14 protein-coding genes and 1 pseudogene are annotated in these 15,419 nt (G+C 43.5%); 6 read left to right on the top strand and 9 right to left on the bottom strand.

Annotation, left to right across the window (positions count from 1 at the left end; all coding sequences use genetic code 11):
* The first annotated feature begins 24 nt into the window (after positions 1 to 24).
* Complete coding sequence (locus B1A85_RS26385) at positions 25 to 84, top strand: hypothetical protein (RefSeq protein WP_371681707.1); 60 nt, start codon at positions 25 to 27, stop codon at positions 82 to 84.
* 324 nt (positions 85 to 408) lie between these two features.
* Here B1A85_RS26385 and B1A85_RS22375 read toward each other — a convergent pair whose 3' ends face one another.
* Positions 409 to 831 carry a type II toxin-antitoxin system VapC family toxin gene (locus B1A85_RS22375; RefSeq protein WP_104548934.1) on the bottom strand — a complete coding sequence of 141 codons (423 nt, stop codon included), beginning with the start codon at positions 829 to 831 and terminating at the stop codon, positions 409 to 411.
* 347 nt (positions 832 to 1,178) lie between these two features.
* Entirely contained in the window at positions 1,179 to 1,358 is a 180-nt protein-coding gene (locus B1A85_RS22370) for a hypothetical protein (RefSeq protein WP_104548933.1), read from the bottom strand.
* Positions 1,359 to 1,649: 291 nt separating this feature from the next.
* Here B1A85_RS22370 and B1A85_RS22365 point away from each other — a divergent pair, with 291 nt between their 5' ends.
* Both B1A85_RS22365 and B1A85_RS22360 read left to right on the top strand, forming a co-directional pair.
* Positions 1,650 to 3,317, top strand: a complete 1,668-nt coding sequence (locus tag B1A85_RS22365; RefSeq protein WP_104548932.1) for a cyclic peptide export ABC transporter — start codon at positions 1,650 to 1,652, stop codon at positions 3,315 to 3,317.
* A gap of 101 nt (positions 3,318 to 3,418) precedes the next feature.
* The gene (locus B1A85_RS22360; RefSeq protein WP_104548931.1) at positions 3,419 to 3,682 is read left to right on the top strand and encodes a hypothetical protein; all 264 of its coding nucleotides are present in this window, start codon (positions 3,419 to 3,421) and stop codon (positions 3,680 to 3,682) included.
* Between the two features lie 71 nt (positions 3,683 to 3,753).
* On the opposite strand, the gene B1A85_RS22355 is transcribed toward B1A85_RS22360, so the two are convergent.
* Entirely contained in the window at positions 3,754 to 4,689 is a 936-nt protein-coding gene (locus B1A85_RS22355) for an alpha/beta fold hydrolase (protein ID WP_104548930.1), read from the bottom strand.
* Between the two features lie 128 nt (positions 4,690 to 4,817).
* Between B1A85_RS22355 and B1A85_RS26380 the strand changes: the two are divergent.
* A pseudogene (locus B1A85_RS26380) lies at positions 4,818 to 5,063 on the top strand (Uma2 family endonuclease); the annotation flags it as partial.
* A 37-nt stretch (positions 5,064 to 5,100) separates the two neighbouring features.
* Here the strand turns inward: B1A85_RS26380 and B1A85_RS22345 are convergent.
* Together B1A85_RS22345 and B1A85_RS22340 are read right to left on the bottom strand one after the other, a co-directional pair.
* Positions 5,101 to 6,648, bottom strand: coding sequence for a gluconokinase (locus B1A85_RS22345; protein ID WP_104548929.1), 1,548 nt, complete (start codon positions 6,646 to 6,648; stop codon positions 5,101 to 5,103).
* A 120-nt stretch (positions 6,649 to 6,768) separates the two neighbouring features.
* On the bottom strand, positions 6,769 to 8,115 hold the full coding sequence (locus B1A85_RS22340) for a gluconate:H+ symporter (protein WP_104548928.1): 1,347 nt from the start codon (positions 8,113 to 8,115) through the stop codon (positions 6,769 to 6,771).
* Positions 8,116 to 8,549: 434 nt separating this feature from the next.
* On the opposite strand from B1A85_RS22340, the gene B1A85_RS22335 reads away from it, so the two are divergent.
* Positions 8,550 to 8,864, top strand: a complete 315-nt coding sequence (locus B1A85_RS22335; protein WP_104548927.1) for a hypothetical protein — start codon at positions 8,550 to 8,552, stop codon at positions 8,862 to 8,864.
* A gap of 227 nt (positions 8,865 to 9,091) precedes the next feature.
* On the opposite strand, the gene ftsH is transcribed toward B1A85_RS22335, so the two are convergent.
* Together ftsH and B1A85_RS22325 are read right to left on the bottom strand one after the other, a co-directional pair.
* Positions 9,092 to 11,023, bottom strand: coding sequence for an ATP-dependent zinc metalloprotease FtsH (gene ftsH / locus B1A85_RS22330; protein ID WP_104548926.1), 1,932 nt, complete (start codon positions 11,021 to 11,023; stop codon positions 9,092 to 9,094).
* Positions 11,024 to 11,165: 142 nt separating this feature from the next.
* Positions 11,166 to 11,834 carry a DUF1614 domain-containing protein gene (locus B1A85_RS22325; RefSeq protein ID WP_104548925.1) on the bottom strand — a complete coding sequence of 223 codons (669 nt, stop codon included), beginning with the start codon at positions 11,832 to 11,834 and terminating at the stop codon, positions 11,166 to 11,168.
* A gap of 399 nt (positions 11,835 to 12,233) precedes the next feature.
* Here B1A85_RS22325 and mgtE point away from each other — a divergent pair, with 399 nt between their 5' ends.
* Positions 12,234 to 13,631, top strand: a complete 1,398-nt coding sequence (mgtE, locus tag B1A85_RS22320; RefSeq protein WP_104548924.1) for a magnesium transporter — start codon at positions 12,234 to 12,236, stop codon at positions 13,629 to 13,631.
* 7 nt (positions 13,632 to 13,638) lie between these two features.
* Here mgtE and B1A85_RS22315 read toward each other — a convergent pair whose 3' ends face one another.
* On the bottom strand, positions 13,639 to 13,893 hold the full coding sequence (locus B1A85_RS22315; RefSeq protein WP_104548923.1) for a hypothetical protein: 255 nt from the start codon (positions 13,891 to 13,893) through the stop codon (positions 13,639 to 13,641).
* Between the two features lie 251 nt (positions 13,894 to 14,144).
* Positions 14,145 to 15,344: a M20 family metallopeptidase gene (locus B1A85_RS22310; RefSeq protein ID WP_104548922.1), complete on the bottom strand. Its 1,200-nt coding sequence runs from the start codon at positions 15,342 to 15,344 to the stop codon at positions 14,145 to 14,147.
* Positions 15,345 to 15,419 lie beyond the last annotated feature (75 nt).

Here is a 15,419-nt window from a genome sequence, read left to right as displayed (position 1 = left end):
CCTGGTGTATGAGCAACGGGTAAAATGTTAGAAGCTTGTCGAAAAGAACTTTTAGAAGTTATAGAAGAGTGGATAATGATTTGAATTGCTATTGTTATGGGTCATGATTTAGCTGAAGTCATGACTTATTTGTCGCTATCATTTCACTAGATAAAAACTACAAATTATTTCTCCTCTGCTGCCCATTTGTAGTAACTTTGAGGTGAAATGGTAGCATTATGACCTACTGGTTTTGAAGGCTTTTACTCAGGCAGCAAACACTAAGTTATGGTTATAGATAGGTTGCCAGTTCGGATTGCAAACCCACCTCATGGAGATATAGTTCTAGTCAAGAGTTAGGAGGTTATAGAAGCTCATAATAATTTTCCTAAGGGAAGTTTAACGCTGACCTCTGCTATACGGCTGAAATTATATTTCCATGACTCGCTCAAATGGCTGCTTGCGATAGCAGCGGTAAATGTCAAAATCACTATCCAAAGTAGCGATCGCTGCAATGTCTAAACGTTCTGAAATAGCAATTAAGGATAAATCTGCAAAATCTCTTGGTAAATCTGAATATTGAGCATTGAGTTGAGCAATCCGCGAAAAATCTTGAGGCAACAGATGCTTGCACTTGTAGAGTCTTTTAGCGATATCTAGAAGAAACTCGTTTTGCGTACGCCAATCAGAGTTAAGCAGCCACATTACCTCTGTACAAATGGGTTGTGTCGTTACCAGCTTCGACGTGCAATTTTCATAAAAGCGTTGTACAAACTGGTGGTACTTGTCCTGAGCGCTGTAGTATGCAATTAAAACCCCACTATCTACTAGGACGATAGGATAGTAAGTCATGAACGATGGCGTTGCTTGAGATATTAGATATTTAGCGATCGCCTCCTCCTGCTACTGCCCCAACAAACGCAACGCAACCTACTAACTTCAACTGCCAACGCCAATCACACCAGCTTCTCGTCATCACAGAATCAATTCCCTAACACATTTAGTTTTTATAGCGAACAAGAATTAAACCAATAATTATGAATAAAATTTAGTCAATCCATCCACGTCAAACACTACGACAAACTAAGGAGGAACAATAGCAATTAATTATTTTTTTAAGGTTTCTCTTAAGTCTACCAATTGCCTTTTCACCAAAAGAGTCAATTTGAATTTCTCGATACATCAATTTGATTTATTTTTTATAAAACAAAGGAATTCAGATGAATGGCTGGCTGAATGTAGCTTGCCGCGATCTCATCTCGATTAAAGACAAACTCGCTGTAGTCAGCAACATTGTCAAGTCCTAGCAGCGTTAGAATGATTTCTACAAAGATCCAAAGGACTGTTTTAATTAGTAAGTTTTTCCACAAAATGTTCATCGCTTTCTCTTTGTTGGAAATGAACTGAAACTTTCTGCTCAATTCCAAAAATAGAAAAATAATCTCTAAAATACACCTGATCTATGTGCCGTTGTATTTGCTGATCCAGGATAATCTGATTGCTTAATTAGGATACTTTGATTGCCGAAAAGTGTATTGACAAGTCTAGAAGCTAGAACCTACCTACTCTCAGCTGTTTCAGTAAGTTAACTCAAATATTGTGTTGAGTTACAAGGAAGGATTAGGCAGTTCACTCGAGTAGAGTTTACTGAGGTAGGCTATTGTACTTTTATGCAATTACAGCGGAATATTTTGATTGCAACGATTGCAGGTTTAATGAGTGGTGGTGGCAATGCGATGCTCGTTTCACTGATTAACCGCGCGGTCAATCAAGCCTCACTTCCTAATGCATTGCTTTATTTTGCTGCCTTGGCTCTTTTTACGCTGGTTACGAGCATTGTCTCGCAATTTATGCTCATTCATCTTTCACAAAATGCAATCTACCAGCTGCGATTAAGATTAAGTCAAAATATCTTATCTTCTCCTCTACAGCATCTACTAGAAAAACTTGGAGAACACCGCTTACTTGCCACACTTACAGACGATGTTCGAGTCCTTTCGCACGCAGTTTCTACTATTCCTAACCTCTGCATTGACCTTGCTACAATTATTGGCTGCTTAGTTTACTTAGCTTGGTTATCAAATACGATATTTGTGTTAGCGATCGCCTTCACGTCGATTGCTATTTGGTGTACTCAGACAAGACTTGGTAAAGCGCGGCATCTCTTCGCAGCAGCCCGTGAAGAAGATGATAATTTGTTCAAGCATTTTCAAGCAGCGACGACAGGGATTAAAGAACTAAAACTGCACAAGTCAAGGCGAGAAGATTTTTTAGCAAAGAATTTGCAGGAAAGTGCCGCAAAACTCCGCCGGAAAAACAGTAGTGCTATGAAAAGTTTTGCGATCGCCAACGGGTTAGGGCAATTTTCTCAGTTTGCTAGTTTGGCGTTTATTGTTTTTATCTTGCCTTGGTTTATTTACCTTCCAGTACCAATGCTATCTACTTATGTTCTGACAAGTACCTTTATTGCCATCCCAATGCAAAACCTCTTGAAGCGATTACCCGATCTCGCGCAAGGCAATATTGCTTTACAGAAAATTGTAAGAATGAAACTGTCGTTAGCCCATCAAGCTGAATTTGATACTGTTGATTTTGACAATATTAATCATCACTGTCTACTCGAACTCGATGACGTGACTTATATGTATCAACCGGATGGCGAAGCAAATGAGATGCGTCCTCCCCATCGTCATCATGCAGATTTTGTAGAAAGAGGCTTTCTTCTGGGTCCAATCAGTTTATCCTTCCAACCAGGAGAGATTACATATATTGTGGGTGGCAATGGCAGTGGTAAATCAACGCTTGCCAAACTTATTGCAGGATTGTATACACCTCAAAGTGGCTCAATATATCTTAATCAAGTACCAATTTCAGCACAAAACCGCGAGTGGTATCGCCAGCATTTCTCGGTCATTTTTTCTGATTTCTATCTTTTCGATCGCTATTTAGGATTTAATCGTGCAGGTTTAGATCGCGAAGTTGAAAGCTATCTCAAGCAATTGCAGTTAGACCACAAAGTACAAGTAAAAAATGGTATTCTTTCGACAACCCGCCTTTCTCAAGGACAGCGAAAGCGCCTTGCTTTACTAACAGCTTATTTAGAAGATCGTCCGATTTATTTATTCGATGAATGGGCTTCCGACCAAGATCCATTTTTTCGCGAACTCTTTTACAAAGAGATTCTTATTAAGCTAAAAGAACGCGGCAAAACAGTTTTAGTGATTACTCATGACGACCGTTATTTTCATCTGGCAGACCGGATCATTAAGCTCGACTATGGCAAGGTTGAATCTAGTTGTAATCCTATAACCAGCACTAGAAGCAAGCCCTTAGTTTAATACCGTTTCACTTTGAAGTTGTTACAGATAGGCAGCTTCAGGTGCAGAGGAGTCAACGCTAAATTAGCTTTAATTATCACTATAAACATAAGGACATCATAATGAATGCACTAACAAATTATCATTTATGTCAAAAAGGTAAACAAAGTGAAAATCAAAGGATAGATATGCCTAATCCTCACCAGGAAATCAATCAAAGAATACTCGATACAATGACTCAATTGCAAACTGATTTAGACAAGGCATTACAAAAGATATTCGAGCAAGCTGGTAGCAAAATTCAGCTAGAGAAACAAGAAGAATTTCAAAGAGAAGTAGAAAACACTAAGCTTTTGCTAAAGCGCTTCAAAAGTAGGTATGCATAAGCTAATTGCAATTGCAAATGTTTGAACAATTAAGACTTACATCATTCAAATTTGGCTAGAGCAAGGTAGTTTCAATCATGTTTAACAACTGACTGCGATCGCCGCATAAAACGATACAAATCGCGGACAAATCGTTGCGGAGATTCAACGTGTAAACCATGTCCTGTTTCGCGGTAGATTTTTAGCGTTGCATTGGGAATTTGCGTTTGTAGGGCTTGTTGCTCTTGTAACGTTACAATATCATCGCGATCGCCCCATAAAATTAATGTAGGTGCTGCAATTTGGTCTAATCGCATAGCGTGATCTTCGACAATCAGCCCTGCTAAAGCTTGTTTCCAAACCATTAGTGGCACTTTCAAACTTTCAGCAACCGCAGTGTCTAGAAATGCAGGTGGAATCGGTTTATAAAAGGTACTCGCTTGAAATTCGCGGACAAAATTAGGATCAATCGGCTCAACTAACGCTTGAACAGTATCATTAAGTTCTTTAAGTACTGGATTTTTTACGGCGCTAGGGGCTGCACCAATGAGTACTAAGCGCTGAACGCGTTGTGGATAGTCTACTGCAACTTTGTGCGCAATAAAACCGCCCATCGAATGACCAACAAGAGTTGCTTTTTCGATTTTCATAGCAGTCATAAACGCATCAATATCCGCAGCAAAGTCGGCTTGCGTGTAACAGCAGGAAGGACGTGAAGAGTTACCATGACCGCGCTGGTCAATTGCTAATATGCGAAACTTATTGGATAACAGTGGCAAGTTGCGTTCAAACGATCGCCAAGAGTCTGTGTATCCATGCAAAAAAATAATTGTGTCTGAATCTGGAAAAGACGGTTGATTCTCAACATAGTTCAAAGTCACGCCATTATGCAACTGCACTTGATTTGACCGCATCACAAATGCTGTCGGCTTGGCTGACACAGGTTGCAGCCATTTATTGCTAAGAAAGAAGGTAGTTGTTCCTACACTCAACGACAAAAAGGCGCGTCTCGCTAGCTGGGTAGCCATAACTGTGGATTCTATTAGTTTTATCCAGTTACCATAAACTCATAGCAAGAACCTTGTCACCCCATTTGTATTGCTACGTCGCTTGCCAAAGATTTGATTCCAGAAACATGGGAAGATGAAGATATTGTCGTCTATGTCAAGATATTTTACGTATACTAGACTATTTCTGGTTTGACCCAGAGACGCTAGAATTTGCAGGATTTCATATCGCTGATGAAATCTATCAACCGCTACAATTCGATGCACAGGGTAGATTGTGGAGTCAGCAATTACAGTTTTTCACGTCAGCAGAAGTCGTCGAGGAAGAACGACAGCAAAAAGCTGAAAGGTTAGCTGCAAAACTGCGCGAATTGGCGATTGATCCTGATACTTAGCGTTTTTATTCTATCGCTACTTTACACTTAATAATCTCTAATCTCTCTTAATTGCCTGGCTTTGGTAATCTGCGATCGCATCAAACTCACGTTCCAGATTTTGATACAAGCGTTCGTACAGCGAGAATAGATGGTGATAGGTACTAGCTAAATGTGCGTTGGGTTTATGACGATAGGTAATGCGAATTAATTTTTGCACGTCAGTGAGGTCGGCGATCGCACCCACACTATACATTGCTAATACTGCTGCACCAAATCCGCTTCCTTCATAAACCTCTGGCATTAATACCTCAATGCCAAACAAATCTGCCATCATTTGTCGCCATTCCCTCGAACGCGCAAAACCACCCGAAGCGCGAATTTCTTTAATATCTCCAGTGAGTTCTTGTAAAGCGACATTAACGCTGTAAACGTTAAATAAAATCCCTTCCATAATCGCGCGGACAAAATGCGATCGCCCGTGATGTAATCCCACACCAAAAAATAAACCGCGTGTTTTCGCATTCCAATGCGGGGCGCGTTCGCCTGATAAATACGGTAAACACAGCAACCCCTCAGCCCCTGGAGAAACTTCCATTGCGCTTTCAATCATCAAGTCGTACGGATCTACCCCCAAGCGCTTTGCTTTTTCAACTTCTGGCGCGCAAAAGTTGTCGCGAAACCACCGTAAAACAATTCCACCGTTATTTGTAGGTCCACCAATGACCCAGTGTTTTTCCGTTAAAGCGTAACAAAACGTTCTTTCTTTCTCATCCGTAAGTGGTGTATCTACAACCGTGCGCACCGCACCACTCGTACCAATCGTAATTGCAACCTCGCCCCGCGCAATCGCTCCTACTCCTAAATTTGCTAAAACACCATCATTTGCCCCAATGACAACGGGTGTATCGGGTGCAATGCACATGACTTCTGCATGACGTGTTTTCATCCCGCGTAAAACGTGCGTTGGTGAAACGAGTTCACTCAATTGTTCTGACCGAATTCCGGCAATTTGCAGTGCTTCTGCATCCCAATCAAGCTGCTTTAAATTGAGTAACCCTGTCGCTGATGCGATCGAATAATCAATCACGTAGCGCTCGAATAATTGATAGAAAACGTACTCTTTAATCGAGATAAACTTAGCAGCTTTCGCAAAAACATCTGGGTTCGATTCGCGCATCCACATCAATTTTGTGACGACGGAAACAGGATGAATCGGGCTTCCGGTACGCAAGTAAAGATCGTGTTTTTGATCTTGTTGCTTGAGGAATTCTGTCTGATGAATACTGCGATTGTCTGCCCAAATAATGGCATTTGTTAATGGATAGTTTTTGGCATCAACGGCGATTAAACTATGTGTTGCTGCGCTAAACCCCAAGGCGGCGATCGCCGATTTTGAGATTTCTGCCGCATTTACTGCATCGCGCACTGCACAAATTACCGCAGAAAAAATTGCTTCAGGGTCTTGTTCTGCCCAAGTGGGTTTGGGGACAATAATTTTATATCCCCGATTGCCCATCCCTTTAATGGCACCCGAAGCCGAAAAAACAATCGCTTTTGTACTCGTGGTGCCAAGATCGACACCGAGAAAGTAAGTTTGGCTCATAGATTTAGTGGTTAGTCGGTGGGTGAAAATCAACGTCAACAAATTGGTAACAGGTAATTGGTAATTGGTTCACTTAAAGAATGTTTATGACCTATTACCTATCACCCATTCGCTACCTAGTTACACAAAAAAGCCAATCACAAACACGATCAAAAAGCCCACCAAACCAATGATCGTCTCCATCACTGTCCAAGAACGTAGCGTGTTTTTCTCGGATAATCCCAGATAACGGCTGACTAACCAGAAACCTGAATCGTTGACATGAGAAAGTACGGTTGCACCGGATGCGATCGCAATTGTAATTAACCCACCCATTGGTGCAGAATAATTCCCTGCTTCAATTGCGGGTGCCATAATGCCTGCGGCTGTTACCATTGATACCGTCGCCGAACCTTGCGAAACTCGTACCGCAGTCGCAATCAGAAACGCAAGGAGAATGATCGGTAAGTTTGATGCAGCCATAACACCGGCTAATGCATCACCAACGCCACTCGTTACTAAAACTCTGCCAAAAACACCACCCGCACCTGTGACTAAAATAATCAATCCTACTGGTTCGAGTGATTTTGTCGCGATGGTTTGAATTTCGTCTTGTGTATAACCGCGTCGAGTTCCTAACAAATAAAATGAAGCCAGCGCCGCGAGGAGTAACGCGGTAAATGGGTGTCCTAAAAATCCAAGTAAATTACGAACAAAATTACCTTCTGGTAGCAAAATTCCAGAAACAGTATTGAGCAAAATCAGTAAAAGTGGAATCGCAATAATGGCAACGATCGTACCAAATGCCGGTGGCTCTTTTGCCACTTCCTTTTCTGGTGCGTCAATGATCATGTACTCTGGCACTTTCACGTGAATTTTCCCACCGATATACTTACCAAAGAAAACGCCACCGACGACCATCGCGGGTAAACCAGCGATCGCGCCAAACAAAATTACCCAACCCAGATCCGCATTAATTAATGAAGCAACCGCCACAGGACCTGGCGTGGGTGGAATATAGCTGTGAGTGATTGCTAACCCTGCGGTTAAGGGAATTGCATAATACAGCAACGATTTCCCTGTTCGTTGCGCCAAGCTGTAGACCAGCGGAATCAGAATAATTAAACCAACATCAAAAAAGACAGGAATCGCGACTAAAAATCCTGTCAAGCCTAACGCCCATTGCGCGCGGTCTTGTCCAAAGCGTCTTACTAAAGTGTTTGCTAATTGTTCCGCGCCGCCAGACACGCGTAGCATCTCGCCGAACATCGTACCCAGACCAACCACAATTGCAATAAAGCCGAGGGTGTTCCCCATACCTTCTTGAATTGTGCTGGCAATCTCGTTTAACGGTATCCCTGCTGCAACCGCAACGAATAAACTACTTAAGAGTAGAGCTACAAAGGCTTGTACCCTTAAACCCATTACCAGAAACAGCAGTAGGCCGATGCCGAGCATCGCGATTAGAATTAATACACCAGGCGACATAATTGCAGCTTAAAAGCCCCCTCAACTCTTCTTTTCGTTCGCAACAATGTTGCAATACAGCTAAATAGTGGGCTCAATTTTCTTTTTGAAAATGATTATTATTTCCCAAAGCCCTAAGACTCAAGCAGTTCAAAATTAGTTGTTACTGCGACCAGCAACTTAAAGCGATCGCTTGTCGTCTTTGCCTGAGCTAAAGTTTAGTACCACTAGGCTGAAAGCCCGCTATGCTGTATTCAAAAAAAGCAGAATAACTCTGCACATTTATTAATTTTACTTATAAATGCTATTTTGAAAACTTTATTTATCTAGGTCATCTATCTAAAGAGATTAATCTAAAGATAGAGTGAATTTCGATCGGGTCTTGCTAGCTCAAGATTCATACTGAAAGCAGAAGTACATCGAATCATATTTATCAATGTAAAATTTACTACTTTATGGCAAGGAACTCCGAGACAGATATCCGCGTTTTGGCTACCGGCAAAATTTGGGGGTTTGCGACAGGTATGCTTGCAATCTGCATTTTGTTAGTACCTGTGACTAGAAGCGGTCCAATTCTGCCATTAGCGGTAGTGATGGGTGCAGCTATTGGTACAATTGCCGTTTGGCGTAGCTCAGATAACGACGCAAGCAACAATTTGGCAAATAGTATCAAGAATTTAGAACAGCGAGTCGCCGATCTAGAAACAATTTGTAGTTCGCAAGAAATTGAATTACAGCGGAGAATTCGGCGGTTAGACACAGAAGATTGAACGCAAGACAGCGTTTCCTTCGCGTCCTACCCTGCGGGAAGCCACTGGCGCGTCTATGTATCCTTTGTGGTTCATTTTTCTATGCTCTTGCGTAAGTCCTGACCTTGTATAAGCTCATAATGACTTCGCTGAGGAAAGTTTAACTCTGACCTCTGCTACAACGCATTGACAAAAAAAAGCGATCGCCCTTCCCTTAAGTAGCGATCGCCTGAATTTTTCAGTCTCACTTACACCAAAACTGATTGCATCAAAGGCTTGTCAGGAGATAACTTCCCACTACGCAGCCACTCATCTAACTCGGCTGGTGCTTGCACTTTTTTCAATTGTTCGCGCAGTTGTTCGCCTTCGAGGATTTCTTGCTGCAATAATATCTGTGCGGTTTCCTCCAACAAGTCACGGTTTTGAGCCAAAATGCTTAAAGCAATGTGATGCGCTCCATCAACAATTTCTTTAACTTCGCGGTCAATATCTTCCGCAACTTTGGGGCTAACCGAACGACGCGGGTTGCTAAAACCGCCAAGAAACTCTTGTTGGATCTTCTCAAAAGCAACTGGACCTAACTCATCACTCATGCCGTAGAGCGTGACAGCGCGTTCGGCTAAATCAGTCGCTTTTTGAATGTCATCACTCGCACCTGTAGACACTTTACCAAAAATCAGTTCTTCAGCAGAGCGTCCGCCAAGTAGCGTTGCAATCCGCCCGCGTAACTCATCTTCAATCATTAAAAAGCGGTCTTCTTCGGGCATTTGCACAGTGTAGCCTAATGCACCCACACCGCGAGGAACCACTGAGATTTTCTCGACTTTACCCGCACCAGGCATCAAAGCACCGATAATCGCATGACCAACTTCATGATAAGCAACCGTCTTTTTCTCATTTTCATTGAGAACGCGCGATCGCCTTTCTAAACCAGCCACGACACGCTCGATTGCTTCGTTAAAGTCACTCATCGACACAGCTTCGCGATTTTGGCGGGCGGCGAGAAGAGCAGCTTCGTTGACTAAGTTTGCTAAATCTGCTCCGGCAAATCCTGGGGTACGTCCTGCAATGGTTAGAAGATCGACATCATCTGCTAACTTCACATTTCGTGCATGAACTTTGAGAATCGCTTCGCGACCGACTTTATCAGGGCGATCGACAACCACTTGACGGTCAAATCTACCAGGACGGCGTAACGCAGGGTCTAGCACTTCGGGACGGTTTGTCGCAGCGATGATGATGACGCCGGTATTTGCGTCGAAACCATCCATTTCGGTCAGGAGTTGGTTTAGCGTTTGTTCGCGTTCGTCGTTACCGCCAACAAAGCCGTTAGCACCGCCCCGCGATTTACCCAAAGCATCTAACTCGTCAATGAAGACGATACAAGGTGCTTGTTGCTTCGCTTGTTCAAACAAATCGCGGACGCGTGCAGCACCGACACCGACAAATAACTCGATAAATTCCGAACCGGAAATGCTAAAGAAAGGAACACCTGCTTCACCAGCGATCGCTTTGGCGAGTAGAGTTTTTCCTGTTCCTGGAGGTCCAACAAGTAGGACTCCTTTGGGAATTTTTGCTCCTAGTCGAGTATATTTGCCCGCGTTTTTGAGGAAATCAACAATTTCTTGAACTTCCTGCTTAGCTTCTTCGACGCCGGCGACATCGCTGAATTTAACTCCGGTAGTTCCTTCGGAGTAGATACGCGCTTTACTTTTACCAACCGTTAATGCCGCTGGACCACCACCTTGACGGTTAATTAAAAATCCCCAGATACCAAAGAAGATTAATGGCGGTATTACCCAACTTAAAATTGTGCCAATCCAACCATTATTATTCGGTGCTGGAGCCGTAAATTTGACATTATGGTCGCGGAGAATTTTAGGAAGATCTAAGTCAATCGCAACTGGTGTTGTGGTGAAAACTTGACTTGTCCCTTCTTCTGTTTCAGGTTTGAGGGCAAACTCGATGCGATCGCTACCAACAATTGCCCGATCGACTTTATCTGCTTCGACTTGTGCAATAAAATCGCTATAAGGCACTTGTGGTAAACGCGGACCAAAGCTCGGCACAATAAAATTTAGCAGCAATAGTATCGTAAATAAAATCAGTAAGCTGCCGCCAAATTGCCGTACTTGTGGCGGCTTTTTTGAGCGTTTGTTATTGTTTGTTTCGACAGGCATTGTTTATAGCTTCTCCTAATATGAAAAGAAGTTAGAGATCAAAGGTCAGATAGGAAGTCTATGAAGAAGACGCCTTGTATTTGTAACTATGGTTATCGCTCAGCTAGCCCCGACCTCTGACCTTGGATTCTTGACCTTTAACTTAGGTCAAGAGTAAGGCAAATAAACCGCACAAAGTAATACCATCAAATACTCCTGCGCCACCAATACTTAAAACACCCGAACTCATTGATTGAATATCTTTGAGGTGAAGTAGGTCAGCGCCAATCAAAGTTCCCAAAATTCCACCTGCAAAAGCTACAGGTGCAGCGTGGGCTGTTGCCAATACCATTGCAGATAATGCCGCCGTCAAAGGCGCGACTAAAGGATTCATTTGAATGCCAATTCCTGGGACGACTCTGGCTGCGTAGTAACTGACAACCGTGACGATCGCTGTCACTAGCACGATTGCCAAGGTATCGCCTTGTGTAAATTGATACAGTGCTAATCCCACGGGAATGACACCGCCTCCTACATTAATCGCAACGACAGTAGAGCGTTTCATTCGCTTGAGGGGAATACCCCAATACTCGCGCAACCATAATTCGGTTAAATTATCTGCTGTTGGTTGCGGCGCTTCAACTTTGTAAAGTGGAATATTGATTGTGCTGCCAACGATCACAGCAGCTAACAACATAACTGCTACGTCGGGTGCAAAGCCTAACTTGGCTACTGCTAGCCGAACGACGTCCACTGCTAGGGTGAACCACAAAAATGGCAGTAATAGCAGTAAGACGAGAAACAGTAACAGCGATACTGGCAGATAAAACATTGATTTACCAATGTCGTAAGAGCTTGGACTTGACCGCTCTAAAGTTATTGTAAAAGTAAGCGATCGCCAGTAGCGGTTCGGTGTTTACTTAACATTCCACCGCAAAAGCCGCACCTTACCGCTTCGCGGAGTTAGGAATATTAGAAGTTAAATAACTTTGCACCTGCTTTAAGAGAGTCTTAAGTTAAGACAACACTTAAAGGATGAGGAGGTAGAAGCCTAAAGACCGCGTTTATGCAGTCATCGTCGCAGGTTCCACCATCGTATAGCAGAGTACTGACGACTTTCTAGCTTGCTCGATGTAAAAAAATCCAGGCTAATCCATTTTCGGAAATTTGCCTGCATCACTATAGACTAAAAACAGCGAATTTTGCACTTTCGGGTTCAGGACGGTAAGCTTTGACTGAAACTAACAACTTATCATTATTTCAGGATGTCTCGCGCACTTCCCTGCGCGAGTTAATACAAAATCAACTGCGATCGCTCCTCGAACAAGGAGATTTGCAGCAAGCCAAAGCTATTTTAGAACCTGTACAACCTGCAGATATCGCAGAAGCAATTGAAGGCTTACCAAAAGCGATGCAGGCGATCGCCTTTCGTTTGCTATCAAAAAGTGAAGCGATCGAAGTTTATGAATATCTTGACTCTGGTGTTCAAGAAGCACTCATTGTGGAATTTAAAAGTCAAGAGGTTCTTGATATTGTCGATAAAATGTCACCCGACGATCGCGCCAAGTTGTTTGATGAATTACCGGCAAAATTCGTGACTCGCCTTTTAGAACAACTGAGTCCTGAAGAACGTCAAGCTACTGCTCAGCTATTGGGTTATGAAGCGGGTACGGCTGGGCGGATCATGACACCTGAACTCATTTCGCTAAAAGAAAACTTTACTGCCACGCAAGCCCTAGAGCGAATTCGCCTTCTAGCAAATGCGACTGAGACAATCTACTATCTTTATGTCACCGATGCTGCGCGGCGCTTAACTGGAATTTTGTCGCTACGAGAACTCGTCACCGCACAGCCGCAGCAAACGATTGGCGAAATTATGACGCGTGAAGTTGTGTTTGTTTATACTGATACCGACCAGGAAGAAGTAGCGAGGTTAATTCAACGCTATGACTTTTTAGCGGTGCCTGTCGTCGATCGCGAACAGCGTCTTGTAGGAATTGTAACAGTTGACGACGTAATTGACATCTTAGAGCAAGAAACTACAGAAGATATTTATGCATTGGGCGGCGGCGTTCAATCAGGGGGAGACAATTATTTTCAAACTGATTTACTGACCGTTGCCCGCAAGCGCGTAGTTTGGTTGTTTGTACTACTTTTAACCAACACCGTTACTGGAACGATTATCAGGTCTGAAGAAGAAATTTTACAAAAAGTAGTCACGCTAGCGGCTTTTATTCCCTTGCTAACTGGTACAGGTGGAAATGTTGGCGCGCAGTCTTCTACTGTGGTTATCCGAGGAATGAATACCGATGAAATTAAAACCTTAGGATCGTTGCAAGTCATAGTACGCGAAGCGATCGCCGGAGCTTTACTAGGGACAATGCTAGGGAGCATTACTACTGTTTGGAGCTACTTTTTGCAAGGAAGTTGGTTAGTCGCGATCGCGGTTGGGATAAGTTTAGTCGCTATCTCGGTTCTGGCTTCAGTTTCGGGTTCAGCATTACCGTTTTTGTTTCGCTTACTGGGCTTAGACCCCGCCTTGATGTCTGCACCTTTTATTACGACGGCGGTGGATGTACTGGGTGTCTTGATTTACTTCAACTTAGCTCGCGTCATTTTGCAAATCTAGAAGTTGTTCATAGCTCAGATGGCGTATCAGGAGCAACAACTTCACCTCCTAACTGTAAAGGCATTTCTTGCTCGTCGATGAGTTCGCTCAATTCCTTAACTTGGAGATTCATTTGCTCGCAAGCGGTTTTGAGTGCTTTCGCAAATGCATTCACATCTTCACCATAGCCGCATTGATAAGCCGCAGTCTCGATTCCTTGCTTAGCATTAGCTCTGGCACAGTCTACTAAATCGGTGCCTTGCAATGGTGTATTTGATGGCATAGCTGATTCGTCGTTATCTACTCAATGATTGATAGATTACCAATTGCACAGAAAAGCAGCATCCTTCTTGTGGAAGACGGCGCTTAGAAGTCAGAAATTGTGCGATCGCGGCAATGCCTTATTCTCAGCACTTTTAGCATTGCGCGTCTCAAAACTCATATTTTTGCAATAAATTTAGGAGCTTACAACCGTGAAGGTAGAGTAAAAATACAATTATTACCCTTCTCCTTCTACCCTCTATCTTTCCTCGGTTAATCTTCAGAAAAGCCATTGTTGTGTTGCCAATACTTCCAGGCAGTGTATGCTAGGGTGACCACTCCAGTAACTATTGCTGTTTCGTCTACTTCAAATTGTGGATGGTGTAGTGGGTAATTCACACTGCGGTCTGGGTAGCCTACGCCTAAACGAAACATCACACCAGGCGCTTTTTCGAGATAAACCGAAAAGTCTTCTGCACCCAACGATGGTTCAGGTAAAATTTGCACGCGATCGCTTCCCCAGGCTTCTTCCGCCGCAGTCTGCATCAGTTGTGCGAGTGACAAATCATTATTCACGCCTGGCACGCCGAGATTATATTTCACTTCACACCGCGCGCCGTAGCTTTGGCAAACATTCGCAACCATCTGCGAAATCCAATGCGGAAGTTTAGCGCGGGTTTCAGGATGGAGCGATCGCACGGTTCCTAGTAACTTTACTTGATCTGCAATCACATTCGGCGCTCTGCCACCTTGAATTTGACCAATCGTTAAGACAATCGGGTGTAATGGGTTTTGCGTGCGGCTGATAGCTTGTTGTAGAGTTGTTATGACTTGCGCGGCAATCCAAATCGCATCAATAGCTTCATGCGGTCGCGCGCCGTGTCCTGATTCGCCAATAATAATGATTTCCAACTCATCCGCCGCAGCGGTCAAGGCTCCATAGCGTATTCCCACTGAACCCGCAGGAATCGAAGGAAAAACATGAAGTGAAAAAATTGCCGAAACGCCTTCCATTACCCCATCAGCTACCATCCAGTTAGCACCTTGGGCGATTTCTTCGGCTGGTTGAAACAAAAATCGGGTATTGCCTGGCAATTCTTCAGCGATGCGCGATAAAACCATCGCAGTACCTAGTCCGACTGTCGTGTGGACGTCATGACCGCAAGCGTGCATAATCCCTGGTGTCCGCGAAGCATATTCCAAACCAGTACGCTCTTGTATTGGCAAAGCATCCATATCCGTACGAATTGCGAGTAAGCGAGGATCGCGACCACCTCCTTGCACCTCTCCGACAACGCCGGTTTTTCCTACGCCTTCTTGTACGTGAATTCCAAAAGATGATAAAACTCCAGCAACGAAAGCAGCTGTTTGATACTCTTGACCACTCAATTCTGGATGAATGTGAATATGGCGGCGAATTTCAATCAGACGGGGTGCTAGTTCAGTTGCTAACTCTTTTATGCGGCTGAGCATCGATGCAGTAATTCGTAATTACCTATTCCCCCATGATAAAGAATCGTTCAAGTAATAATTTATCTGTAAGTATGC

It is taken from the genome of Chroococcidiopsis sp. TS-821 (genome assembly GCF_002939305.1).
Classification (GTDB): domain Bacteria; phylum Cyanobacteriota; class Cyanobacteriia; order Cyanobacteriales; family Chroococcidiopsidaceae; genus Chroogloeocystis.
The sequence above is the reverse complement of the archived record's forward strand: the minus strand, read 5'-3'. Positions and strand labels throughout refer to the sequence as shown.

Coding starts and splice junctions, on each gene's coding strand:
- B1A85_RS22315 (WP_104548923.1), bottom strand. CDS start 13,893: ATGCCATCAAATACACCATTGCAAGGCACCGATTTAGTAGACTGTGCC.
- B1A85_RS22370 (WP_104548933.1), bottom strand. CDS start 1,358: ATGAACATTTTGTGGAAAAACTTACTAATTAAAACAGTCCTTTGGATC.
- B1A85_RS22310 (WP_104548922.1), bottom strand. CDS start 15,344: ATGCTCAGCCGCATAAAAGAGTTAGCAACTGAACTAGCACCCCGTCTG.
- B1A85_RS22355 (WP_104548930.1), bottom strand. CDS start 4,689: ATGGCTACCCAGCTAGCGAGACGCGCCTTTTTGTCGTTGAGTGTAGGA.
- B1A85_RS22325 (WP_104548925.1), bottom strand. CDS start 11,834: ATGTTTTATCTGCCAGTATCGCTGTTACTGTTTCTCGTCTTACTGCTA.
- B1A85_RS22375 (WP_104548934.1), bottom strand. CDS start 831: ATGACTTACTATCCTATCGTCCTAGTAGATAGTGGGGTTTTAATTGCA.
- B1A85_RS22345 (WP_104548929.1), bottom strand. CDS start 6,648: ATGAGCCAAACTTACTTTCTCGGTGTCGATCTTGGCACCACGAGTACA.
- B1A85_RS22335 (WP_104548927.1), top strand. CDS start 8,550: ATGGCAAGGAACTCCGAGACAGATATCCGCGTTTTGGCTACCGGCAAA.
- ftsH (WP_104548926.1), bottom strand. CDS start 11,023: ATGCCTGTCGAAACAAACAATAACAAACGCTCAAAAAAGCCGCCACAA.
- B1A85_RS22360 (WP_104548931.1), top strand. CDS start 3,419: ATGAATGCACTAACAAATTATCATTTATGTCAAAAAGGTAAACAAAGT.
- B1A85_RS22365 (WP_104548932.1), top strand. CDS start 1,650: ATGCAATTACAGCGGAATATTTTGATTGCAACGATTGCAGGTTTAATG.
- B1A85_RS22340 (WP_104548928.1), bottom strand. CDS start 8,115: ATGTCGCCTGGTGTATTAATTCTAATCGCGATGCTCGGCATCGGCCTA.